Source organism: Adhaeribacter aerolatus (genome assembly GCF_007991635.1).
Taxonomy (GTDB): Bacteria; Bacteroidota; Bacteroidia; order Cytophagales; family Hymenobacteraceae; genus Adhaeribacter; species Adhaeribacter aerolatus.
In genome coordinates, this window is the sequence record NZ_BJYS01000022.1 from 75,951 (window position 1) to 99,562 (window position 23,612).

The 23,612-nt window shown below is 45.3% G+C and carries 21 protein-coding genes; 2 read left to right on the forward strand and 19 right to left on the reverse strand.

Annotated features, from left to right (window positions below):
• Positions 1 to 42: 42 nt before the first annotated feature.
• The 4 genes from recO to AAE02nite_RS15095 form a co-directional block, all read right to left on the reverse strand.
• The gene (gene recO / locus AAE02nite_RS15080) at positions 43 to 756 is read right to left on the reverse strand and encodes a DNA repair protein RecO (RefSeq protein ID WP_146899047.1); all 714 of its coding nucleotides are present in this window, start codon (positions 754 to 756) and stop codon (positions 43 to 45) included.
• Positions 757 to 835: 79 nt separating this feature from the next.
• Entirely contained in the window at positions 836 to 3,163 is a 2,328-nt protein-coding gene (porZ, locus tag AAE02nite_RS15085) for a type IX secretion system anionic LPS delivery protein PorZ (RefSeq protein WP_146899050.1), read from the reverse strand.
• A 116-nt stretch (positions 3,164 to 3,279) separates the two neighbouring features.
• Positions 3,280 to 3,870 (reverse strand): thymidine kinase, encoded by a 591-nt coding sequence (locus tag AAE02nite_RS15090; protein ID WP_146899053.1) that lies wholly within the window; start codon positions 3,868 to 3,870, stop codon positions 3,280 to 3,282.
• A 179-nt stretch (positions 3,871 to 4,049) separates the two neighbouring features.
• Positions 4,050 to 4,370 (reverse strand): 2Fe-2S iron-sulfur cluster-binding protein, encoded by a 321-nt coding sequence (locus tag AAE02nite_RS15095; RefSeq protein ID WP_146899057.1) that lies wholly within the window; start codon positions 4,368 to 4,370, stop codon positions 4,050 to 4,052.
• A gap of 32 nt (positions 4,371 to 4,402) precedes the next feature.
• On the opposite strand from AAE02nite_RS15095, the gene AAE02nite_RS15100 reads away from it, so the two are divergent.
• Positions 4,403 to 5,485: a DUF8457 domain-containing protein gene (locus AAE02nite_RS15100; protein WP_146899060.1), complete on the forward strand. Its 1,083-nt coding sequence runs from the start codon at positions 4,403 to 4,405 to the stop codon at positions 5,483 to 5,485.
• Between the two features lie 86 nt (positions 5,486 to 5,571).
• On the opposite strand, the gene rodA is transcribed toward AAE02nite_RS15100, so the two are convergent.
• From rodA to AAE02nite_RS15170, 14 genes are all read right to left on the reverse strand, one after another.
• Complete coding sequence (gene rodA / locus AAE02nite_RS15105; RefSeq protein WP_146899063.1) at positions 5,572 to 6,843, reverse strand: rod shape-determining protein RodA; 1,272 nt, start codon at positions 6,841 to 6,843, stop codon at positions 5,572 to 5,574.
• A gap of 1 nt (position 6,844) precedes the next feature.
• Complete coding sequence (gene mrdA / locus AAE02nite_RS15110; RefSeq protein WP_246151068.1) at positions 6,845 to 8,653, reverse strand: penicillin-binding protein 2; 1,809 nt, start codon at positions 8,651 to 8,653, stop codon at positions 6,845 to 6,847.
• Positions 8,654 to 8,834: 181 nt separating this feature from the next.
• Positions 8,835 to 9,356, reverse strand: a complete 522-nt coding sequence (locus AAE02nite_RS15115) for a hypothetical protein (RefSeq protein ID WP_146899069.1) — start codon at positions 9,354 to 9,356, stop codon at positions 8,835 to 8,837.
• Complete coding sequence (gene mreC / locus AAE02nite_RS15120) at positions 9,349 to 10,248, reverse strand: rod shape-determining protein MreC (protein ID WP_146899073.1); 900 nt, start codon at positions 10,246 to 10,248, stop codon at positions 9,349 to 9,351. Before mreC ends, AAE02nite_RS15115 begins: the two co-directional genes overlap by 8 nt.
• A gap of 9 nt (positions 10,249 to 10,257) precedes the next feature.
• Positions 10,258 to 11,283 (reverse strand): rod shape-determining protein, encoded by a 1,026-nt coding sequence (locus AAE02nite_RS15125; RefSeq protein WP_146899077.1) that lies wholly within the window; start codon positions 11,281 to 11,283, stop codon positions 10,258 to 10,260.
• 391 nt (positions 11,284 to 11,674) lie between these two features.
• Positions 11,675 to 13,192: a bifunctional phosphoribosylaminoimidazolecarboxamide formyltransferase/IMP cyclohydrolase gene (gene purH, locus AAE02nite_RS15130; RefSeq protein ID WP_146899080.1), complete on the reverse strand. Its 1,518-nt coding sequence runs from the start codon at positions 13,190 to 13,192 to the stop codon at positions 11,675 to 11,677.
• A gap of 124 nt (positions 13,193 to 13,316) precedes the next feature.
• A complete protein-coding gene (gene purN, locus AAE02nite_RS15135) occupies positions 13,317 to 13,895 on the reverse strand; it encodes a phosphoribosylglycinamide formyltransferase (protein WP_146899083.1) in 579 nt (192 codons plus the stop codon).
• 186 nt (positions 13,896 to 14,081) lie between these two features.
• Positions 14,082 to 15,695: a CehA/McbA family metallohydrolase gene (locus tag AAE02nite_RS15140; protein ID WP_246151069.1), complete on the reverse strand. Its 1,614-nt coding sequence runs from the start codon at positions 15,693 to 15,695 to the stop codon at positions 14,082 to 14,084.
• Between the two features lie 408 nt (positions 15,696 to 16,103).
• Positions 16,104 to 17,222, reverse strand: a complete 1,119-nt coding sequence (locus tag AAE02nite_RS15145; RefSeq protein ID WP_146899086.1) for a BamA/TamA family outer membrane protein — start codon at positions 17,220 to 17,222, stop codon at positions 16,104 to 16,106.
• Positions 17,223 to 17,389: 167 nt separating this feature from the next.
• Positions 17,390 to 18,238, reverse strand: a complete 849-nt coding sequence (locus AAE02nite_RS15150; protein ID WP_146899090.1) for a geranylgeranylglycerol-phosphate geranylgeranyltransferase — start codon at positions 18,236 to 18,238, stop codon at positions 17,390 to 17,392.
• A gap of 135 nt (positions 18,239 to 18,373) precedes the next feature.
• Entirely contained in the window at positions 18,374 to 18,568 is a 195-nt protein-coding gene (locus tag AAE02nite_RS15155) for a cold-shock protein (protein ID WP_146899093.1), read from the reverse strand.
• Positions 18,569 to 18,682: 114 nt separating this feature from the next.
• Positions 18,683 to 19,183, reverse strand: a complete 501-nt coding sequence (locus tag AAE02nite_RS15160) for a KdsC family phosphatase (protein WP_146899096.1) — start codon at positions 19,181 to 19,183, stop codon at positions 18,683 to 18,685.
• Positions 19,184 to 19,307: 124 nt separating this feature from the next.
• Positions 19,308 to 19,547, reverse strand: coding sequence for a Fe-S cluster assembly protein IscX (iscX, locus tag AAE02nite_RS15165; RefSeq protein ID WP_146899099.1), 240 nt, complete (start codon positions 19,545 to 19,547; stop codon positions 19,308 to 19,310).
• A gap of 117 nt (positions 19,548 to 19,664) precedes the next feature.
• Positions 19,665 to 19,994: a 2Fe-2S iron-sulfur cluster-binding protein gene (locus AAE02nite_RS15170; protein ID WP_146899103.1), complete on the reverse strand. Its 330-nt coding sequence runs from the start codon at positions 19,992 to 19,994 to the stop codon at positions 19,665 to 19,667.
• 306 nt (positions 19,995 to 20,300) lie between these two features.
• Between AAE02nite_RS15170 and AAE02nite_RS15175 the strand changes: the two genes are divergently transcribed.
• The gene (locus tag AAE02nite_RS15175; RefSeq protein ID WP_146899106.1) at positions 20,301 to 21,650 is read left to right on the forward strand and encodes a vanadium-dependent haloperoxidase; all 1,350 of its coding nucleotides are present in this window, start codon (positions 20,301 to 20,303) and stop codon (positions 21,648 to 21,650) included.
• A 342-nt stretch (positions 21,651 to 21,992) separates the two neighbouring features.
• Here the strand turns inward: AAE02nite_RS15175 and AAE02nite_RS15180 are convergent, their stop codons facing one another.
• Positions 21,993 to 23,612 carry an FG-GAP repeat domain-containing protein gene (locus tag AAE02nite_RS15180; protein WP_146899109.1) on the reverse strand — a complete coding sequence of 540 codons (1,620 nt, stop codon included), beginning with the start codon at positions 23,610 to 23,612 and terminating at the stop codon, positions 21,993 to 21,995.

A 23,612-nucleotide genomic window follows, 5' to 3' on the forward strand; every position in this document is an offset into this window, starting at 1 on the left:
CGAATAACAAAAGAGCCTCCTGGTATAAAGGAGGCTCTTTTGTTATTCGGCCAATACCTCCGACAACACATTTAAAGAACGGATTTCGCCGAGCTTTTCTACGTGCAACTGGTAATATTTAATTAAGATGTGCAGCAATTCCCGCCGCACTTTACCATTCAGGTTTTGTACCTGCTCCGGCTGGTGCAGCAAATTGTCGAAATGCGCCTCAAACAACTGAAAATGCAGAATGCCGGGGCGGCCGTTAATAAATTGCTGACTACCGGCAAAGGCTACCTGTGAGGTGATGTCGGCACCGGAAGTGGGCCCGAAGCCTAAAAAAAAGGAAAGCTGCAGCAAAAATATCAAGTGAAAATTCTCGAAGCCTTCTGTTTGCTGATCAAAATATACCATGGCCTGGTAAATGTAATCGAACAAAGGCCGGTTTTCTTCTTCTTCTTTTATCGTATACGAAACCACTTCCGATAAAAACAATAACATACTGCTCTTTCGAATATCAAAAGGAATAGACATATACGGGTAGCTGCATTTGTATTCGGAAATCCGGGTAATGCCGCCTTTAGCCGACGTGTACACCACCATATCCAGCAACGTAAATGGCTGAAATAACGCAATGCGGGGCGTAGTGGATTTTTGCCGGACACTATTTACAATATAGGTTTGCAAACCCAGTTCTTCGGTATAAACCCGGGCAATAATAGAGGTTTCCCGGTATTTAATAAAGCTTAAAACAATGCCTCGGGTTTTAACTAACATAAAGCGATAATTGGTTTGCAGGTATTGATTAAAGATTTAACGTTACCGGCAAAAGAAAGATATTTTTGCCCGTTCCAGTTTATTGCCCGATAACCGCAATTTTGCTCGTGCAGCTTTGTTTACCATTGGCAGAGGCGCTGAAGGCCAAATATACCCCCGATTTAACTCTCTTTCCGTTTCCATCACGTAAATCCCAGGCCAGCGTACCGCCGGTAGCGTGGGCTTGGTAAACCAGGTTTCCGGCGGTATCGGTAATTTTTACCAAAGCATTATTGGGTAAACCCGAGATACCCACCAAGCCGGTATAGCCCGGCCGCACCGGATTCGGATATACACTGGCACAATCGGGTTTGCCGGTAGTTTCTGTGGCTGTACCGCGCACAGAAATTAGCCCGTTCGGGGTAGAAATAAATACTTCGCCGGTGCTGTGGTTAACCGTAATATCCTGAATTTTATCTGCCGGCAAGGGGCTATTTTCGGTGGTATAATGGGCGACAACGGTCTCTCCTGCTTCCGAAAGAAGCCATAACCCATTATCGGTGCCTACCCACTTGCGGTTACCACCGTCAACCGCTATGGCCCGCACTAATTGGTTTACGAGTAAAGGCCGTCGATTTAAAACCGGAATGGTGGCGGCTATGGTATTAGCAGTAAAAATATTTTCGGGCTCGTAAAAAACGGCCACACCCTTATCGGTACCAGCCCAGACATAACCGTGTTTATCTTTAACCAACGCATAAATAGCCGAACCAGGCAGGTTCCCCATCGCCGGGGCAGTTATCAGATGGCGGTATGCGTTCTTTATTTCGTCGTAAACCAGAATTCCCCCGCTGTTTTGGTTATTCTTACTTACCGTCATCCACTTATAACCATTGTTATCAATAATTATTCTTTCCAGGTTGCCGCTATCCGGAAAGCCCGGAAAACTAAAGGAATTCCAAGAGCCATCCATTCGCAGCACGTGCAGGCCAGGGGCATTAGCATTTTGGTGCCGGTTCACAACCCAGATATTACCGTCGGCATCCGAAGTTAAATCCGTTAAGAAGATTGAATGCTCATTACCCGGCGAAGCACGCAACAGCGGGCTGTTGGCCGAATGATACAATTTATATTTTCCCAAGTCTTCCCACTCCAGCAAACCATCGCCATAACTAGCCAGGTATAATTTCTGGTTTACCGGGTTTCGCACTACGCCCACCAAATCCTGTACCAACGGGTATTGCTTTACATCCGGATAAATAAATGAATTAAAGCTTTTCCATTGCCTGGCATTTAACACCTCAAAACCTTGCTGCGATTCCTGGGGCTTATAAGTTTCGTCATAGGCTCCGTTTACCACATACACGTTTTTACTATCGGCATACATCCGAAAACCAGTACTAAATAGGGGGCCGTTGGGTATTAATATTTCGGTAGTCGCACCTGTTAACTTTACTAAACCTTTCTGGTAATCGGCTATCCAAAAAGTATTGCCGGCTTCGGGTACCGCATACCTAGGATTTTGCAGTCCGGGAGCAGCTTTTGTGGTGAGGTTATTATTTTTATCCAGCAACAGCAGCTGCTCACCGTTTGCCAGGAGCAGAAAATCCGGATAAGCGGTTAGCTGATGGAGCTGTTTATTTTGCAAATTGATAATTGTTTTCTGCCACCGGGAACCGTTGTAAAGGTAAACTGCATCGTTATTTACCGCCGCAAATATTTTATTATTAAAAGTTGTTACCTGCCGGAAATCAGGGTTGTGCGTAACTGGCAGGCCATCGGCCGGTGTAAAAGTTTTCCAGTTATGGAAATCGAGTAAATTATTGTTGCTGCGCCGGGCGGCCATCATCCCATTAGCAGTAGCCAGGTAAAGGCTGTCGTGGAGAATAGTACTGGCAAAAACCGCTACGGGCGCACCGTTCGGCCCCAGGTTACTATAGGTTTCATTTATTTCATGCTTTACCAAATCGAGCAAAACCACCCCAAAACTGCACGACAGGTAAGCCTGTTTATCGGCTAGCATTATGTGGTAAATATATTTTTCCTGGGGTAGTTGCTTCCGGAGAATAGCATTAATATTGATGATTTCACCGTCCTGCAGCAAATCAATATTTGTATTTTGGTAGGCAATAATCAGCGTTTTGGTTTGAGGCTCGTAAGCCAGCGTACTAATATTTACATCGCTGAAGCCATCAACCTTGGAAAGCGTTTTGAGTTGGTTGTAAGTTTTATCATAATAAAAGAATCCGTCTTCGGTAGCGCAGTAAATTTTATCTTCGGCCGCCGCTACTACTTTTGCCTGCTGATTCGGTTGGTGCATTTGCCAGTGTCCCAGCAGCAGGTTACTGCTTTGGGCCAGAAGGGCCAACCCGCTGCTTAGCCAGGCGGCCACACCTAAAAGCAAAATTAAAATTACTTTTACAGGCATCACGAAGGGCTTTTTATAGGAAACAGGTTCAGATAAAACCGGAGCAGCACTGATTAAATAAATTTCTTATTCTAATATAATCACCTGCTCTTCTAAATATTCCGGAATCAGCTTTTTTATTTCTCTTTCATTCCCTCCAGGAAACAATGGCGGCAGCGGGCTTCGTAGGTATCGGTTTCGCCGAGTAATACTTTCTGGGCGGAGGCGGCTTTCCGGAACGAGTAAGAGGCAATATCGCCGCAGTTCATACAAACCGCATGTACCTTGGTAACGTATTCGGCCACGGCCATCAGCGCCGGCATAGAGCCAAAAGGTTTAGCTTGGTAGTCTAGATCGAGGCCGGCTACAATTACCCGGGAGCCGTTATTAGCCAGTGTCATGCAAACATCTACCAGGCCTTCGTCGAAAAACTGCGCTTCGTCGATGCCTACTACATCACAACCGCTGGCCAGCAGCAACATGTCGCTGGCAAATTGGATGGGTGTAGACCGGATGGCATTAGCATTATGGGAAACCACATTTTCTTCGTGATAACGCGTATCGATAGCCGGTTTAAATATTTCTACCCGTTGTTTGGCAATTTTAGCACGATTTAGCCGGCGAATCAACTCTTCGGTTTTACCCGAAAACATAGAACCGCAAATTACTTCAATCCAGCCGCGGCGCGATGCGTAATTTTTATTTCCTACCCGTGGTTCAATAAACACTTTTAATCATTTTAATTTTAATTCCGCCACTCATAAACCAGCGCATTCGCATTAAGGCTCCTAACCCGAAGGAAATTTGCTTTAACCAGAGAAGGGCATTACCGGTTAATCCTTAATTAAATTAAAGCCAATTTGCCTTTAACCTGCAGCCAGGCTCTTTAGGTTAAATTACCTGGTTTTTAATCGGAATAACTTTGGTGCGGAAATTTAGTTCCTTCCGGTACCCGGCCAAGGGCATCGGCCTGCAAAGTACACTGGCAGGTAAGCCGCTCATTTTCTTTTAACCGACCTTGTTCCCGGTATTTAATTTCCGGCGGGGTTAGTTCTCCAAATCCTTCTATTCCTGCCAAAACAATAATCCGGCAGGTGGTGCAGCGCCCCTTGCCGCCACAAGCGTGCATCCAATCTATGCCGGCATTGCCTATTGCCGTTAATATTTTTTGCTCCGGCGCTACCAAAACCTCCTTCTGGTAAAGGTTTTGCAGGATCAGTTTCGGCATATTTTACTACCTTTACAAGATATCTTTTAGCAATGGAACACAAATATAATCAATTAAACCTGGAGCGGTACAGCAACAGCCTCGCTAAACTGCTATGCGATCGGTATTTTGCTATTGCGCCTACCGTTAATGGGCAGCAACTCATCGGTTTTACGCCGGTTAAACAGGTTAATCTTTTTATGATAAAAGAATTACTGTTGCGCTGGAACCAGGAAATGGCCAATCTGAAGAGTCCGTTTTTTGATTTTGAGAACGAGGAGGTAAAAGAGGCGCTGATTCAATTTATGAATGTGTTATCGCGAAAAATATTGATCAAGCGCCCGCACTTTGAGCCGCTGCTGGCCAAAGCCATTACCGATACGTTTAGATGGGTGTTGGAACCGGTAGGTGCCTTTGAAGAGAAATTTCTGCAGAACCAGGAATCTTTAACCGTTGCCAAATTGCAAAGCAACCTGAAATACATTAGCATTAACAAAGAGCTGGTACAAGACTTTCTCGATCATTTAAGCGAAGGTCCTTTGCATTACGCAGCGGTACGAAATGATTTTGGCGCTTACCTGGCCACCAGAAGATCCGAATGGACTTCGGTAGACCATATTTTAGAAGAATTTAACCGCTTAGCGCCGATTCAGAAAGCCAATTTATTTGATCAGCAGCCAGCACCGGCAGTGCCTTTACCCCCTACAATAACACAACCAGCACCGGCCGCTTTTACGCCACCTGCTCCCCCCCGACCTGCGGTCAGCGCCGAGCCCCTGCACAAAACTTTAACTTCGGAAAACAGCTTAAATAATAAATTTAAGGCCGAAACGGCCACTTTAAACGATAAGCTATCCCATAAACCGGCCCCTACCCTGCTCGAAAATCAGATGGGCCGGAAGATAGAATCCTTAAAAGATTCTATTTCTATTAACCAGCGTTTTGGTTTTATAAACGAATTATTTAACGGCGAAAATCTCCAGTATTACAATGCTATTAAGGTGCTCGACGAGTTTAAAGATGCCGAATCAGCAAAAAATTACGTATTACACGACCTGAGCAGCCGCTACGACTGGTCAAAAAAAGAAGAACACGTAAATAAGCTGCTGCGGTTAATAGAGCGCAAGTTTGCCTAAGTTTAAGTATTAAGTGATAAGTCGTAAGTACTAAAATTTTAGTGTGAGCATTCACCTAAAACTTAGTACTTACAACTTATTACTTTTTACGCTCGGGTTAAATCCTGTTTGCGGTGTGTATCTAAAGCCAGCAGAATAAATAGTAAAATTGTAAACGACCACAGCGAAGAACCGCCGTAGCTAAAAAACGGCAGCGGAATACCCACCACCGGCGCCAACCCAATGGTCATGCCGATATTTACGAGAAAGTGGAAGAAGATAATAGAAGCCACGCAGTAGCCGTACGACCGACCGAAAACTGTTTTCTGCCGCTCCGCGATAAAAATAATGCGAGAGAGCAAAGCCATAAACAACCCAATTAGTACCAGGCTGCCAATCCAGCCGTGCTCCTCTCCAATGGTACAAAATATAAAATCGGTACTTTGCTCGGGTACAAAATCGAACTTGGTTTGCGTACCTTCCAGAAACCCCTTGCCATAGAGGCCACCCGAGCCGATCGCAATTTTAGACTGGGTTACATTCCAACCAAAACCCAACGGGTCAGCCTCGGGGTTGATAAGCGCTTTAATCCGGTTTTGCTGGTGTTGCTGCAGAATATTATTTACAAAAAAATCAACACTGAAAACCATACCCACTACGGCCGCATAAATAAGCACGACCGACGTAATCTTGCGCAGTAACCGCCGGTTTAACCAGATAGCCAAAGCAAACAGCAGCGTAATAGCAATCACAAAGTAAAGCTTCGGTACCAGCAGCGTCAGGATAAATATTGCCACAAACACAGACCCCAGAATCAGAATCAACGGCGACATACCTTCCCGGAAAAAAGCCAGCAGAAAAGCCCCGAATACCAGCGCCGAACCAGTTTCGTTCGACAACAAAATAAGCACAGGCGGCAGCACGGTTATACCGGCCAGAATAGCGTGTTCTTTCCAGTTTTGCTGGCGCAGGTTAATGGTACTCATAAACTTTGAAGCGGCCAGTGCCGTTGCAAATTTGGCAAACTCGGCCGGCTGAATCCGGACGGTACCAAACTCCAACCACGACCGTGAACCCGCAATGGGCCGGGCAAATATTAACGTAAAAATAAGCAGCAGAATAATTAAGCCGTATACCACATAGGCCAGCGACTCGTATGCTTTGTAATCGATAACCAGCAGCACGATAATAATAATTACCGCCGTGCCAATCCAGATCAACTGCTTACCCGAATTGATGCTAAAATCAAAAATACTTTGTTTCAGGTCGGGGCTGTAAACGGCCGCGTATACGTTCATCCAGCCCAACAACAGCATAGCAGCGTAAATGGCTACGGTTATCCAATCTATATTGCGCGATATTTTAGGTGCCCGTTCCATGTTAGTTCTTGCTCTTATAAAATTCGCCGTTCTCAATCCAGCCTTCCCAACGCTGTCGAGGTTTAGAAATAGTACCGGTCAGGTATTTTTCAATCATTAAACTGGCCAGTGGGGCCGATGAAATGGACCCGAAACCAGCATTCTCGATGTAAACCGCAATGGCAATTTTGGGATTTACCCGGGGGGCAAACGCTGCAAACACCGCGTGGTCTTTACCGTGCGGATTCTGCACCGTTCCGGTTTTACCGCAAATATCAATACCCAGATGGCTTAGATTAGCCCACCACCCGGTACCCCGGCGCGAAGCCACTACTTCGGCCATGCCTTCAATTACCGGCTCGTAATGGCGGGAGGAAACTGAAGTAAAATGCTTTTTCTGGTAATCGGGCAAAGGTTGCTGATTTGGGCCAATTCCCTTTATTAAATGCGGCGTAACATAATAACCCCGGTTGGCAATAGTGGCCATTAAGTTAGCCATCTGCAACGGCGTTGCCCCGGTTTCGCCTTGCCCGATACTCATCGAGTAAAAGGTGGGATATTTCCAGCCGGTTTTGCCGTAAAGTTTATCGTAGTACCGCGAAGAAGCAATAATGCCCATATTCTCGTAAGGCAAATCTACCCCGAGGTTACCTGCAAAACCAAAGCTAAGTACGTGGTCGCGCCAGCTATCGAGCCCCAGGTGCGTATCCTGGTAAATATTCCGCGACCGGCCCTGGTTAACCACCGCCCGGAAAACCTGGTAAAAATAAGGATTACAGGAGTTCTCGATGGCAATTTTAAGGTTAGACGGATAAGGGTGTCCGTGCGCGCATTTTACCAGCGATTGGTTGCAAGGGTAACCGGTTTCGGGGGTAATAACCCCTTCTTCCAGCGCAATTAAGGCCTGCACTAACTTAAATACTGAACCCGGCGGATACGTAGCTTTAATAGGCCGGTTATACAAAGGTTTTTCCGGGTCGCGTAATAGCGAGAGGTAATTCTTGCCTAGGTCTTTACCGGTTAACAGATTAGGATCGTAGAAAGGTGCGGAAATAAAAGCCAGGATTTCGCCGGTACTGGGTTCAATGGCCACAATACTGCCGCGTTTCCCTTGCAGCATGCGCTCGCCGTACTGCTGCAGTTCCAAGTCGATGGAGGATACTAAATCCTGACCGGCTACCGCCATCGTATCGTACTGTCCTTCTTTGAAGGGCCCTTTGTCCAGACCCCGTACGTTTACCATGCGGTATTTTACCCCTTTTTTGCCCATCAGGGTTCTCTCGTATTCCAGTTCAATGCCACTCACGCCCAGATAATCGCCGACGGCATAGGCGGCATATTCGGGTTGTTCCAGTTTCTGTGGGCTTACTTCACCAATATAACCAAGTGCATGGGCCAAACTCTGGTGCGGATAGCCTCTTACGTTACGGGCATTAATATAAAAACCCGGAAACTCTACCAGGTTATCCTGCAAAGAAGCAAATTCTTCGGGGCTTAACTTCTGTAAAAAGGGCGAGGGTTTTACGTACGAATACGCCTTGGCTGTCTTTATTTTCAGCCGGAATTCTTCCAGGGGAATATTAAAAAGTTTACAAAAACGCAGGGTATCAATATCTTTTATTTCTTTCGGTACCACCATCAGGTCATACACCGGCAGATTCTGTACCAGCAATTTACCCTTACGGTCGTAAATAAGCCCCCGGAACGGATACTCTACCACGCGCTTAATAGTATTAGCGTCGGCGGCATGCTTATACTCCGTGTTTAATACCTGAATAAAAAATAATTTTAAAGCAAATACGGCCGCTACCACAAAAAATATGGTTTGCACTATGTATTTACGGTTCTCTAAATATTTCAAGTTTGAAAAAGCATTCGCCGGTTTAAGAAATAACTAAGACCAGGGTTCTCTGGTTCAAAATGATGTTTTTTCTTTCGCAGGCAAAGTTAATTCTAATTTTACCACAAAGAAAACCAGCGCTTTACAATTTATAATTTCTGGCTGCAATACCTTAACGGCCGGAGCGCCGGACAGAGAAAAAAAGGAGCTGAATAATAATTAAGACCAGGTAGGTAAGCAACGTACTCAGCACCACTTTGGCCATGGTAAACCCAACTTCCCGGAAACTTCCCAGTTCCAGAAAAAACAAAGCCAGGTGATGTATAAAAACCAAAAAGAGGGCATACACGGTAAACCACCGCCAACCCATTACATGCAGGTTAATGGTATCATTTTTTTCGTAATCGTCGCGGGGGGTAAGCACCAGCAAAACATAGGGCCGCAGAAAAGCCAACAACACACAAGCGGCTGCATTAATGCCTACGGTATCGTAAAAAATATCGACGGTAAGGCCCGTTAGAAAAGCCATTAAGAGTAAGGCAACTCTGGGCATTTGAATGGGCAGAAAAAGCAGGAAAGCAATATAGATGTAACAAAAGGCAGTATTAAAAAGCACTACATTCCGGACCAGCAATATTTGCACAGCCATAAAAATAAAAAACTGAAAAATATGGACGAACGTGCGCTTACTCATTTTCTTTTATACCGCTTCTGGCTTCCAGGGAGTCCCGTTCAGCCTGCCGCGTATTTTTAATTACGTAAACATAGCTCAGATTATCAAAATCAACGGCCAGCCTCACTTTTACCGTCATAAACATCTTATCTGGCTCCTGTTGCACCGATAATACCCGGCCAATCATAATACCTTCCGGAAAAACCGCATTATACCCCGAAGTAACAACGGTATCGCCTTTAGCTAATTTTATATGCCTGGGAATATAATCTAACGTGGCTACCCGGTAATTATCGCCCTCCCACCGGATGGTGCCTACCGTATTGGTACGCCTAACCTTGGCTGATACAAGCATCTGCGAATGCAGCATCGAATAAATAGTAGAATAATTTTGCGAAACTGCTTTTACCCGGCCAATTACGCCCGAGCCGGAAACAACGCCCATACCGGGTTCTATCCCATCGGCCCGGCCCACATTCAGGAGCAAATGGTTGTTTACCAGGCTTACAGAGTTTTTAATAACTTTACCCGGTACAAACTTAAAAGTACGGACTACCCCGCTAGTATCCATCTTTTGCTGGGCCAGGGCGAGGCTATCGGGTTTAACGCGATAACCCGAATCGGGGGTTGGCGGAATGCTATCCAGTTTATCGGAGAGCATAATATTGGTGAGCGACTCTTTTAAAGCTTTGTTTTCGGCTACCAGTGCCTGGTTTACCTCTACCAACCGGAAATAATCGAACACCTCGCGCTGAAACTCCAGCACGCGTCCCGCATAAGCATTCGCCGAGTTATAGAAGGCCGCTCCCTGGTAGCTGTTGTTCTTAATTATGAGGTAGGCGCATAGAATCTCCAGCAGCAGAAAAACGAGAAAACCCCGGTAACGGTATATAAAGGCAAATAAATTGCGCATCGAACGCTTTTAAGACAGCAATACATTCCGGAAGCCTTCAATATTCTTGATAGCGGCACCCGTGCCTCTTACCACGGCCCGGAGCGGATCTTCGGCAATATGAATCGGCAATTTGGTTTTAACGGCCAGGCGCCTGTCCAAGCCCCGCAGTAACGCACCGCCCCCGGTCAGGTGAATACCGTTCACATAAATATCGGCCGATAATTCCGGTGGCGAAATTTCCAGGGCTTTCAATACTGCTTCTTCTATTTTAGAAACCGATTTATCAATGGCAGCGGCAATCTCAGTGTAAGTTACTTTTATTACTTTCGGAATACCCGTCATCAGGTCGCGGCCGCGAATTTCGTAATCAGCCGGCGGATTTTCCAGTTCCGGTAAAGCCGAACCAACTTCTATTTTAATTTTTTCGGCCGAACGTTCGCCAATGAGCAAATTATGCTGGCGGCGCATATAATCCAGAATATCCTGGCTAAAAACATCGCCGGCCACTTTAATAGACTGATCGCACACAATACCTGATAGCGCAATAACGGCAATTTCGGTGGTACCACCCCCAATATCTACAATCATAGAGCCAATGGGCTGCTCTACGTCTATACCAATACCAATCGCGGCGGCCATGGGTTCCTGAATCATCCAAACTTCTTTGGCGCCGGCGTGCTCGGCGGAGTCGCGCACGGCCCGTTTTTCTACTTCAGTAATACCCGACGGAATACAAATAACCATGCGGTGTGAAGGCTGAAACAAACGGCTACCGGTATCAATCATTTTAATTAAACCCCGAATCATTTGTTCGGCAGCGTAGAAATCGGCAATTACGCCGTCTTTTAAAGGGCGAATGGTTTTAATATTATCGTGGGTTTTCTCGTGCATCTGCATAGCACTCCGGCCCACCGCTATTACTTTGTTGGTGGTGCGGTCAACGGCAATAATAGAAGGTTCGTCTACTACAATTTTATCGTTATGTATTATCAGGGTATTGGCTGTACCCAAATCAATGGCTATATCGCTCGTTAAAAAACTAAATAATCCCATTCTGTTCTCAGGCCCTGCGGCGCTCGGATTTAAATATTTTTACTTAAATCAAACTGATTTAAATATTTCGCTGCAAAACTACGTATTTTACTCCAATTTTTATACTATCTCGCTGATACAAAAAATATAAGCTTCCATACATGCTGTTTCAGCCAAATTGGTTCGCAGATTTTTTGTTAACCAGGTATTAAACCAATTATGTTTTTAATAGCTACTGATAATCATTAAGTTATATTAACCTCCGAATGAGACGCAATTGTACCAAGAACCTGGTCTGCCCGCGATGGTTGTTTTTACTTTTTTAAGTAAGTACCGCAAACTAAAAGATAAAAAGCCCGGCTGCTTTTAACTACTTAGCAGGCCGGGCTATGAAACGGAAACTCAAAATATTTTAGTGTTTAAAGTGGCGTACGCCGGTAAACACCATGCCCATGTTGTACTGATTACACAGGTCGATAGAATCCTGATCTTTGATAGAGCCGCCTGGCTGCACTACGGCTGTTATGCCGGCCTGATGCGCAATTTCTACGCAGTCCGGGAATGGGAAGAAAGCATCGGAAGCCATAACCGCTCCTTGTAGTTCAAACCCGAAATTCCGGGCTTTTTCGATGGCCTGGTTCAACGCATCTACCCGGGAAGTCTGGCCCACGCCGCTGGAAATTAAACGGTTTTCGGTGGCCAGCACAATGGTATTGGATTTGGTGTGCTTGCAAACTTTAGCGGCAAAAACCAGCGCTTTGTTTTCTGCCGGCGTGGTAGCTCGCTCCGTAACGCCTCTAAAATCAGCTTCGGTTTCGGTTTTCAGGTCTTTGTCTTGCTCTATTACGCCGTTGAGCAAAGTTTTAAATAATTTTTCGGGCAGAGCCACCGGCTTACGACGTAGCAAAATCCGGTTCTTTTTAGCTTGTAAAATTTCTAAAGCATCGGCGTCAAATTCCGGCGCAATTAAAACTTCGAAAAATAATTTGTGCAGTTCTTCGGCAGTGGCTTTGTCAACGGGTTTATTGCTGATGATTACGCCGCCAAATGCCGATACCGGGTCGCAGGCCAGCGCCGTGAGATAAGCTTCGTGCAAAGATGGCGCTACAGCCACGCCGCAGGCATTGGTATGTTTTAAAATAGCCACGGTTGGTTCGTCCTGGAATTCATCTATCAGGGCTACGGCCGCATCTACGTCTACTAAATTATTGTAAGACAACTGCTTGCCGTGAATCTGGTCGAATAAGTCGTTCAGGTTGCCGTAGAATACACCTTGCTGGTGCGGGTTCTCGCCGTAACGCAAGGGGGTACTCTCGCGAAGGCTGTGTTTAAAATATTGTCCTTCGCCGCCGTTCAGGTAAGTGAATATTTGCGTATCGTAGTGCGAAGAAATATCGAAGGCTTTGGCGGCAAAACGCTTGCGGTCGGCCAGTTCGGTACCACCCTGGTTTTGGCGCAGCAATTCTACTACTTCGGTATATTGCTCCCGCGACGATACCACCAGCACATCGTTAAAGTTTTTAGCGGCCGCCCGAATCAGGGAAATGCCACCAATATCAATTTTTTCAATTACATCGGCTTCCGGGGCGCCTGATTTTACCGTTTCCTCAAACGGATATAAATCTACTATTACTAAATCAATAGCCGGAATTTCGTAAGTCTGCACTTCAGCTTTATCGGTTTCATGGTCGCGACGGTGCAGAATGCCACCGAAAACTTTCGGGTGCAGGGTTTTCACGCGACCGCCTAATATGGCCGGATATTGGGTCAGGTCTTCTACGGCCGTTACCTGGGCGCCTAAACCTTCCAGAAAACTTTGGGTACCACCCGTAGAGTAAATGGTAACGCCTTGTTCTTTCAACAGTTCTACCAACGATTCCAGGTTATCTTTATAATAAACCGAGATTAAAGCAGATTGAATTTTTTTCATGGTTCGATAAGTCCTTTAGCTAATGAAGTATAGCCCGGTTAATAAATTACGTTAAAAGTTATTAAGCTTTCTAAGCAAGTGGTCTTTATTAATTTTTTGGTAAGCGACCGGTAACAATGCATTTTTAGCCAATTAATATTTTTTCTACAATCCTTGGAAAATGCTCGTGTTCCAGTTGCAGCACGCGGTTGGCTAATATTTCGGCAGTGTCGTTTTCCTGTACCGGGCAAAGTTCCTGGTAAATGGTAGCGCCCTGGTCGTAAAACTCGTTTACATAATGAATGGTAATACCCGTTTCGGTTTCTTTGTTGTCCAGCACGGCCTGGTGCACATGTTGGCCGTGCATGCCTTTACCCCCGTATTTGGGCAGTAAACCCGGATGAATATTGATTATTTTTTGCGGGAAAGCCTGGATAAAAGGCACCGGTACCAGCCATAAAAAACCAGCTAACACAATTAAATCGGGTTGGTAAGCTTTTACTTCTTGCAGCACGGTACCATCCCGGAATTGTTCGCGGTTAAATACGTGGGCCGGCAGGTTGAAATTTTCAGCTCGTTGCAGGGCATAAGCCATTGGATTATTCGAGAACAAAGCCACTACCCTAATCTGCGGATGGTTTTGAAAGTACTCCATCAGGCGCTGTGCATTGCTCCCGGAGCCGGAGGCAAATATTACAACGCGTTTATACAAGGTATCAGCCATAGAACCCGGTTAAAAGAAGCGCAAATATAGAACATAATCCCGGAGAATTTCTGCCCGGCGCCATCAAAATATTGAGCAGGTTTTACCATGAGGTGAAAAAACTAATAACCTGACGCTAATAAATATTAACGGGCTGGAATCAATTTGAAGCTGGAATAGTAACGAGTTTTCTACTTTACCTTAACCTTAACGGAGTTTCTGTTTTAATTCTTTGATAACGATACTGGTTTCAGCAATCCTCCTTTTCAGGCCGGCGCGGTAATGCCAGGCCCGCATCTGCGGATCATCGCTTTTATGCTTTATATCCTTTTTTAACTCCTGCAGGTATTTTTGGCTGAGCTTTAAATATTGCGGAGCCGTGGCGGGGTTATGAAAGCCTTTACCGTCTACATAAACATACACGGGTGTGGTATGGGCCGCCTGCTGCTTTCCGCCGTAAGCCCGGGCCGCCAGCCAGATACCTTTTTCGGCAGGTAAATTCAGTTCTAACGAGAGCTGCTCCGAAGATTGCCCTGCCGCATTGGCGGTAACCCGTCCTAAGACCTGACCATGTCCTACTATTTCCAACGTTTGTAAGGGCACCTGGGTAGCATGGCCCCAAGCGCGGGCGGTAATTTTTAAGGTAGTGCCTTTACTTACCTCCAGTTTGTCGCCGGGTAGCTTTTGGTTTACTTCTAATAATAACTGCGGCCCGCTCGAAACATAGGTATGCCCGGCCGTCAAACCAGCTTTCCAGTTGTTATAGTTTAAAGAATCGGGTACGTAGGTGTAAAAACGGGCGTTCCCAATGCGGGCCGAGCGCTCCGGGCGGCCTTTATCGTGGTCTTTGCCGCACCACGGAAAATCGGAGCCTGCTACGGCCGTTACCGGAATACCTAAATCCAGCAAATGATAGTAATGTTCCACAATCAAAGGGTTATCAGAAGCGCAGAATTGCAGCAGTTCCAGCACATCTACTTTACCCCTTAACCCGTCCAGCACCAGGCCGCGGTACCCGTGGAAGGTTTCGGCCTGGTGGGCATAACCGCCCAGGCCACCTAATTCCCGCAAGCGATCAAAAACTTTGTCGTAGAGGTAATATTCATTTTTATACCGGACGGAAGCCGATGCGCCAATGCCCACCACGTGGCCCAGTTCGGGGGTACGCGGATCTTCCTGGCCGGTGGTTAATAAATAACCGCCCTTCTGGTAAACGCCTTTTTCGCCCCAGGCATATTGCTGGTAGTAGGTTTCCCAAAAATCGCCCATTCGCAGCATTACCCCTACATGAATATCTTCGGCCCGGGTCCAGGTCAGCAGCAACGAATCTTCGCGCGGCGAACGCCGGATATGAATATGGTCGTCGGCCGAATACCAGCGCTTCTGGGGCATATCTACCCAGCGGGCTAATTTATAATTTCCCCGGTATATCTGCCCGGGACGGATTTGCAGTTCGTGCTGCTGGTCTATATATTCTGGTCCTTTGGAAAGCGCTAACCGGTAAGTGCCCGGTGCTAAATCTAAAGTAAAACGGCCATTCACGTAAAAAGAACTATCGGGCTGGTAGCCATAGCCATCGGCATGATCCCACACGCCGTACATCACCGCTACTGCTTCTTTTGGCAGTTTTTTTACCGCGAAGCCGTTCCGGGTCAGGCGTACCCTAACGGGCGTTTCCAAACCGGTGCTGGCATCGGTTGTCTGCAATACCAATTGCCCGGCAGCTTGGCCCTGGGCAAAACCAACACCCCCCGGCAACCAGCAGGCAAACAACATTAATACCAACAGCCTAAACCAGAAAGGGGCATTAGAGACAGACATAAGCTATTTGGGGTTTAATCTACTTCTTTCTACCGAAATATATTTATTCATTGCCCAGAACATAGAATCATGAGCACGAACACCAAATGAAATAGAAGAAGACGTTTAATACCAAATCTCTTGAACGCTCTTCCTTAACAGAACTATGGATATACCAGTTGCACAAACCTCACATGTCTTAAAAACCTGTGAGGTTTTAAGCAATGGCAGCTAGATTATGCGAGTTGGTATAATAAGTACTAAAATCCGGCGGGCTCTTGAATCCCTGCTAAGTTTACCGTAAACTCTGTGTAACAAGCGGATTCCCAAAGACTATTTCTTCCGGAAAAATCTGCACCACTACGCAGGTGAATATTGCGCCGGCAATATTTACCGGTAGTAATTTTCAAGATTTAGTCTTTACATCTTTTAAAAATCTTCGCCAATATCAAAGTATAACCCGCTGGCACCGTGGGAGCCTACCGCATAATCTATCCGGATATTTAGCCTCTCTTTTTTATTCAGCATCAGCCGGATACCGCCACCGGCCGCACTCCGTAGGTTACTGGTATTAAAATTACTGAGCTTGTTGCTTACTTCACCGGCCCCGGCAAATACCACAAAACCAACCCGCGAGAACACCTGTTGCCGGAATTCAGCCTGTAGCGCAACCATTTGCCGGTCGCGGTAGCGGCCTTCGTAAAAGCCCCGCATCCCGCCTATCTCAGCACCGCCACCACCGCCGCCCATTAAGGCTAATTCCCGGAACGGCACTTGTCCGCTGTGAAACTTACCTAAACCCTGCAAAGCAAGCACCTGGCTCGCCCGCAACGGAATAAATTTGCGAACATCCAAAGCATGTCGAACAAAGTTAAATTCAGAACCCAGGCTTTTGTTGCTAAACATGGTGCTGTAAGCGGCATAAATGCCGGTCCGGCTGTTCAACGGATTATCCCGGCTGTCGTAGAGCAGCGCTGGTCCTAATCCCGAAGTAATTACGCCATCCAGTTCGTTCGCCGGCCGTTCGTAAATTTTGCTAAGCGGGTCATCCGATTTAATATCGTATACTTTATTCAGGTGATACAATCCGCCGGCAAAAAAATAGCGTTTTACCTGCCGCAGCACCCGGTTCTGGGAATACAGCATTTTATAATCCAAAATGGTATAATCATCTACCTGATTGTTCTGGTTACCGGTGCCGTAATATTGAATGGGGAAATTAAAATAATTGGCATTGCCCAGAACAATAAACTTTTCGTGGTTGGTATAAATATTATAAGTAAGCTGAACAGAGGATTGCTTTTTTTGGGTCCGGTAAGCCAGCAATTGTCCGTTAGAACTACGGGTTAAAGAATCGTTACCAAAATTATAGACCGGCACCACCAGGGCACCGTAGCCCAACCCAGTTTCGGGCGAAGAAAACAAAGCCGGGAAAGGGGTTAAACTAAGCTTCTTGCGGTGTTGCAGGCTATCTACAGGTGCTCCGGCGGCCCAACCATTTACCTGCAGCAGACACAGAAAACAAAGCACCACCCATGTATATTTCATATAATCTGGTTTGAGAAAGCTTCAGGGTTAATAAAAGCGGAAGGATTCAGGTAAATATCAGCTTAAATAATAAGCAGTTAAAATACAACAAATCATTCAAAATAATATTAAAATCATAAAATATAGTATTCGATTATTTTACCTGGAAGGAAATTATTTAAGGATTATTACCGAAAGAAAAACATAGACAGCATACCCAGCAGCATGATACCTTTGCACCAGTTGCTTAGCCGGGCAAAATCTCTTTTGCGATCTGCCTTAACAATGTACCTTAGAAAGAAGAAGGACGGCACCAGCACCAGTAACAGCATGTAAAGGCCAAACGGTAAATCGTTGTACCGGTAAATAATGGCCGAAACTACCGTTAGGTAAAAAACAGTCATTAATCCGTACAACACCCACTTAGATCCGGGTATGCCGGCTACAATGGGCAAGGTGCGGCAGCCAAAAGTGGCATCGCCTTTTACATCTTCCATGTCTTTTATTATTTCGCGTATCACCGATATAATAAAAGCAAAAAGTGCGTAGGCCCAAACGGCTTTGTTGTCTACGCCCACGTTTACCGAAACCACCAGCAACATGGTAGCCGACAAAAAAGCAATGGTAATATTACCCAGCAACAGCATTTTTTTAAGTTGGGCCGAATACCCCCAGAGCAACAACACCGCTCCGGTATTAATAAAACCTACTGCCAACGACAAAGTAAAACCTACTATTACTCCAATAGCCGACAACAGCAGGTGTGCCACCATGGCCTGCCGCCGGTTAACGCCTTTGCCTACTACCAGGCGCTTGGGTTTATTAATGGCATCTATTTTAATATCGTAATAATCATTAATAATATAGCCGGCTGCGGCTATGCAAAATGTAGCAAGCAACAATAAATATAAGTGTTCGTCGCTGAATATTGCTAATACGGGCACCTGCGGCTGCAACAGACATACCTGCACCAACACCTGACAAAAGGCAATGATTACCAGATTAGGTAACCTGATTAAATTAAAAACTTTTTTCAAGGAGATGTAAAAACGGGATTGTGCCAAAAGTATCCGGGAAACAAATTTAGAACAAAGGCCCTTAATAAGCTACATAAAAAAAGCTCCGGGGAGGAGCTTTTCTTTTAATGAGAAGGGATGTAATGGGGATAGGCCTTAAACTTTTTTTACGTTAACGGCATTAATGCCTTTTTTACCCTCTTGGGTATCAAATTCAACTTTATCGTTTTGCTGGATTTGGATGCCATTCAAACCCGTAACGTGTACAAAAAAGTCTTCTTTGCTGATGTCGTCTGTAATAAATCCGTAGCCTTTTGATTCATTAAAGAATTTTACTGTTCCTGTTTTCATAAAAATTAAAAAATTTGAAATTAAATTATCTTGTAAATATAGGAGTATTTTATTCCGAAGCAACTTTTTCAAGATATTTTTGAACTTTTTAAAAGATAGCTTGTTTTGTATATTTTACCAAGTTCCCTGCATTTTCAAGACGGCTTCTATTAACTCTCTTACAGCCCCCTTTCCGCCGGGCTTACCCGATATATAATTAGCTACCCACATTACATCCGGGGCGGCATCTTCGGGGCAGGCGGCCACGCCGCATTGCTGCATAACCGCCAAATCCGGAATATCATCACCCATATAGGCAATATCGGCAGGTTGCAGGCTGTATTTCGTTAAAAATTGTCCAAACGCTTCCAGCTTGTTGCTTACACCTAAGTAAATATCTTCTACATCGAGCGATAATAAGCGCTTGCGCACCCCTTCTTCTTGCCGCGCCGAAATAATGGCAACCCGGTAGCCTTTCTGTATAGCATGGCGAATAGCAAAACCATCTTTAATATGAAAGCTTCGCACCTGTTCGCCGGAAGCCAGCGCCAGCAAACTCCCATCAGTTAAAACGCCGTCTACATCAAAAATAAAAGCTTTTACCCGGGTTAAATCTAGCGAAGGATGATGCTGCATGGTTTATTTGATAAATAGAACTGATAATATAGAATTATAATAGGTTGCCAGTTGCCCAATAAAATAATAAATCCAGGAAAATGTACGCTCATCAATTTATTAAAATCCCCAAGCACCAAGTTAATTATTGGTTATCGCGCCACTCGTATACCCACTTGGCCTGAATTTGTTCCAAGTGGCCTTCGTTGGCTTCTTCGCGTTTACCATCAAAATTATCCAGGCCCAGTACCCACTCCAGCAAATCGGTAAACCGGATCCGGTAAATTTTAGACTCATCAAATTCATCCCCGAATTTTTCGTACAAAGCCATGGCAATATCTTCATGGTCGCTCCAATGCATAGGGGGTTCATAGCTGTTTCTCATCTCTTTTCTATCTCTTTTATGTGGTTCTATACTTTTAACAAATATTCTATTGAATGCTCTTTTCGCGCCGACCGATATATTTTTCGGCCGAAAACAATATTTACGGAAGTAAGTTGGTTAATGCCCCAGGAAATCTTGCTCGGGTATGGTAACCACTACATCTTCGTTGCCCTGGATAACGCACTGGCAAGCCAAACGGGAATTAATGCGCGGGTCAACGGCACGGTCAATAAAATCTTCTTCTTTATCCGAAATCTCCGGCAAATCGTCCATACCGGCTTCTACGTAAATATGGCACGTGCTGCAGCCGCAAACCCCGCCGCAATTATGCTGTAGTTTTATATCGTTGTTAAGCGCAACATCCAGTACCGATTCTCCTTCCGCCGCAATATGGGTTTGGTCCGGCTGGCCGTCGGCGAACTTATACGTAATATTTATAACCTTCATGGTTTTAGCTCCTTTTAATTTAGCCTGCAAAATTACGAAACAATTCTCCGAAACAAAGGTTGCTTTTTATCAGACTTGAATTACATCTACAAAGTTTACTTAATTAAGGCTGGTTGCGGGTAAAATCACGCAGCAACAGCAGCCAACAAATGGGTAAGTATATTTTGCGCAAGCCCTATATTTTTAAAACAGTTTACAGCTATTCTGGAGGACATAATGATTACATAGAAGAATAATGACCATCTTTTGTAATATAATTTACCCCAAATTATATTATATTTACTAGGTTATTTTAATCAGTATGTCATGCGATTTCTTATTTCTTGCGTTTTCCTAAGCTTACTCTTTTTTGTTACCTCCTGCGAAGAAAAACATAATCAGGCAGGTCTGGATGCTTTTTCGAACACCCAGTTGGAGCGATGGAATAATAATCTGAGCGAAATTATTATTAAAGATATTTTTTCGCCGCCGGTTGCCAGCCGGATTTATGCTTATGCCAATATTGCCGCTTATGAGGCCTTGGTACCTGCTTATTCCAATTATCAATCGCTGGGAGGTCAGTTACATAAATTTAATGAGGTGCCCAAACCTGAAGCCGGTAAAGAATATTACTATCCGGTAGCCAGTATCAAGGCTTTTTCAACAGTTTGCAAAAAATTAACTTTGGTATCTGAAAATACCGAGGCTTTTGAAAAAGAATACCTGGCACAACTACAAAAAATTGGTATCCGGAAAGAAGTACTCAAAAATTCGTTGGCCTACGGCGAACAGGTGGGCCAGCATGTATTAGCCTGGGCCGGCAAAGATAACTACCTCGAATCGCGGGCAATGACGCGCCACATGCTATCCGAAAAACCGGAAGCCTGGCAACCTACGCCACCAGATTACATGCCGGCCGTAGAACCGCACTGGAACACCATCCGACCTTTTGTGATGGATTCGGCAGCGCAGTGCAAGCCACTAAAGCCTACTCCTTTCGATTCATTACCGGCTTCCAAGTTTTACAAGGAGGCTTACGAAATTTACAAGTATTCCAAAGAGCCGGATGATGAAAAAACTTTGATTGCCAGATTCTGGGACGATAACCCGAATGTATCGTTTACGAAAGGGCACGCTACTTTCTTTAGGCAAAAGTTAACGCCCGGCGGGCACTGGCTTTCTATTGCCACCAGCGTGATTAAAGACAAAAAACTAAATATGATGCAAGCCGCCGAAACCTATGTATTAGTTTCGACCTCGCTGGCCGACGGCTTTATCAGTTGTTGGGATGCCAAATACAAACATGCAACTATCCGGCCCGAAACGTACATCGAAAAATATATTGATCCGGATTGGGACCCCATTATTCAGACGCCACCTTTTCCGGAATTTCCGAGTGGTCACAGTGTAATATCTGCTGCAGCGGCTACCGCTCTTACCAATCTTTTTGGCGATAATTATGCTTTTACCGATTCTACGCAGTTGATGCTGGGGTTGCCGGTCCGGAAATTTAAATCTTTTTACGATGCTTCTAACGAAGCGGGTAAGAGCCGGATGTACGGCGGTATCCACTTCCAGCCGGCTAATGAATATGGTGCCCGGCAGGGCCGGGAGGTAGGCAACCTGGTAACTTCTCGTCTTAAAACCCGCAAAACGAACCAGATCGCTAAATTTTAGGCCTTAAAAATTGCCCTTCTGCAATCCGGATAATATCAGCAATATTTTATACCTGAATCGCCAAGCAAAGGGGTTCAGGTATTTTTTTACTTATCTTTTGGGTACAACCGTTAGGGGTATGGGGCCACTACGATTCAGCGGCCAAGTTTCACTTCCGGGCGGCACGAGTACAACGCATACGGACGAACCACGCCAGGTGCCAGCAAGTTTCCCTGTGGCACCAATCTATCGCTCTGTAAATAAAACTCTTTGTTTGGCCACTTCAGGGCACTTTGATCAGGATCGCTTTGCCTCCAATCACTCCAAGATTACAATAGGGGTATTATCAGCAAATAGATACAGTTACTGCTTCCTATTTTGAGTTTGAGTGTTATTTTTATTTTTTAGTTTATTCAACAGCACCATCATGTTAGGTCCGTCTGAAAACCACTTTTGTCTTATCTCAGCAGGTACCAGGGCAGGTGCCGCAATAAAAGAGCCTAAATAAAGGTCCTGGTCTCCATCCTGGTCCAGATCTCCGGCTTCGAGGGTTAACCAGTGGCCGGCAACAGCCTGCGGAAAAGTAGCGGCGGCGAACTGCAAATTTCCTTTGTTTTCCAGGTAAGTAAAGCCATTTAAAGGTTGCTGCTGAAAATCCGGAAAGAAGGCGATGGCGGCAATATCCAAATCACCATCCTGATCAAAATCGCGGGCTATTGCTTTAGAGGCACCGTACAAGGGATAAAACCAACTTTCTTTAAAATTATTGCGGCCATCGTTCAGGAAAATCCGGATACCGTGATAACGCTTAAGAGAAACCGAATAATCAGCGTTATCGCCGTTGGTATACAAAATATCCGGATGACCATCGTGGTTAAAATCGGCTACTTCCAGATAACTGGAGCCATAAACCGGCGGGAACCGCAGCACCTGTTTTTCTTCAAAATTGCCTTTACCCTGGTTGAAAAAAAGAGATATACTTTCGCTGGCCTGTGCTGCCAGTAGCATTATATCCGGACGGCCATCCCGGTTAAAATCTTTAATGACTACGTTACGACTGCCGGGTACTTTTGTTAATATTTTTTCTTCGTAATGGTTATTACCCTTATTTAAAAACCAAACCAGTTTACCCGTATGATTTCCGTAATTACACACAACAATATCGGTTAAGCCGTCCTGGTTCAAATCGGTGTAAGAAGCCTCTACCGGCCGGTTAAGAGCCTGCAATAAAGGTTGAGCGGTGTAAGTACCGTCGGGATTACGGGCATATTGCGTTAAGCTACCTTTGTTCCGGTCCGATGGCTGCAGCACTCCCAGGGTGAGCACCTTAAAACTACCATCGGGGTTAATGTAAATATCTGCGGCCGGACTTTCTAAACGAAGTGAATCAATCTGCTTTAATTCTTTACCCAGGATAAACAAATTATTTTCCTGGTCTCCCAGGAATAACCGGCCGCCTGCCGCATCAAATTTAGTTAAGGTAGTAAGGGGTAACTTCCGGTGTTTAAAGTAAAATGGCTTGGGGGTAAATAAAGGTAAAGAGGCCTTTACGGCCGGCGTAGCCGCTGGCGGCAAAGGCTTTTCCGGAGCAGCAGCATCGTAATAGCTTACTATTTTCTCCCAATCAACCTGGCTGATTAATGGTTTGTTTGCAAATACATTTGCCTGATTAACCGTTGGAATTTCTTCAAAATGCATACCCGCGTAGGGATTGGCCCCATTTAGATCCAAACCCAACCGTAGCGCCATATTAGGTAAAACCCCATTTTTCCAGGTTTGCTTATCTAAAAGATTTGGATCGGGAAATAAATGGCAACTGCCGCAGTACCCCTGAGCTAATTGTTGGCCGGTTAAATTAGCTGTATTGCCGGTAGGTAAAGGTTTTTCGAATTGGGGCTGGTTAGCAGTAGGTTTGGTTTTGCCACTACAACTTACCAGTACAAGCCAGACCACCACCCACAGGGCTCCCGCCACTTTATTCAT

Bases quoted from the DNA above. Each gene is read 5' to 3' on its own strand.
- recO (WP_146899047.1), bottom strand. From the start codon at position 756: ATGTTAGTTAAAACCCGAGGCATTGTTTTAAGCTTTATTAAATACCGG.
- porZ (WP_146899050.1), bottom strand. From the start codon at position 3,163: ATGCCTGTAAAAGTAATTTTAATTTTGCTTTTAGGTGTGGCCGCCTGG.
- AAE02nite_RS15095 (WP_146899057.1), bottom strand. From the start codon at position 4,370: ATGCCGAAACTGATCCTGCAAAACCTTTACCAGAAGGAGGTTTTGGTA.
- AAE02nite_RS15100 (WP_146899060.1), top strand. From the start codon at position 4,403: ATGGAACACAAATATAATCAATTAAACCTGGAGCGGTACAGCAACAGC.
- rodA (WP_146899063.1), bottom strand. From the start codon at position 6,843: ATGGAACGGGCACCTAAAATATCGCGCAATATAGATTGGATAACCGTA.
- AAE02nite_RS15115 (WP_146899069.1), bottom strand. From the start codon at position 9,356: ATGAGTAAGCGCACGTTCGTCCATATTTTTCAGTTTTTTATTTTTATG.
- mreC (WP_146899073.1), bottom strand. From the start codon at position 10,248: ATGCGCAATTTATTTGCCTTTATATACCGTTACCGGGGTTTTCTCGTT.
- AAE02nite_RS15125 (WP_146899077.1), bottom strand. From the start codon at position 11,283: ATGGGATTATTTAGTTTTTTAACGAGCGATATAGCCATTGATTTGGGT.
- purH (WP_146899080.1), bottom strand. From the start codon at position 13,192: ATGAAAAAAATTCAATCTGCTTTAATCTCGGTTTATTATAAAGATAAC.
- purN (WP_146899083.1), bottom strand. From the start codon at position 13,895: ATGGCTGATACCTTGTATAAACGCGTTGTAATATTTGCCTCCGGCTCC.
- AAE02nite_RS15140 (WP_246151069.1), bottom strand. From the start codon at position 15,695: ATGTCTGTCTCTAATGCCCCTTTCTGGTTTAGGCTGTTGGTATTAATG.
- AAE02nite_RS15145 (WP_146899086.1), bottom strand. From the start codon at position 17,222: ATGAAATATACATGGGTGGTGCTTTGTTTTCTGTGTCTGCTGCAGGTA.
- AAE02nite_RS15155 (WP_146899093.1), bottom strand. From the start codon at position 18,568: ATGAAAACAGGAACAGTAAAATTCTTTAATGAATCAAAAGGCTACGGA.
- AAE02nite_RS15160 (WP_146899096.1), bottom strand. From the start codon at position 19,183: ATGCAGCATCATCCTTCGCTAGATTTAACCCGGGTAAAAGCTTTTATT.
- iscX (WP_146899099.1), bottom strand. From the start codon at position 19,547: ATGAGAAACAGCTATGAACCCCCTATGCATTGGAGCGACCATGAAGAT.
- AAE02nite_RS15170 (WP_146899103.1), bottom strand. From the start codon at position 19,994: ATGAAGGTTATAAATATTACGTATAAGTTCGCCGACGGCCAGCCGGAC.
- AAE02nite_RS15175 (WP_146899106.1), top strand. From the start codon at position 20,301: ATGCGATTTCTTATTTCTTGCGTTTTCCTAAGCTTACTCTTTTTTGTT.
- AAE02nite_RS15180 (WP_146899109.1), bottom strand. From the start codon at position 23,612: ATGAATAAAGTGGCGGGAGCCCTGTGGGTGGTGGTCTGGCTTGTACTG.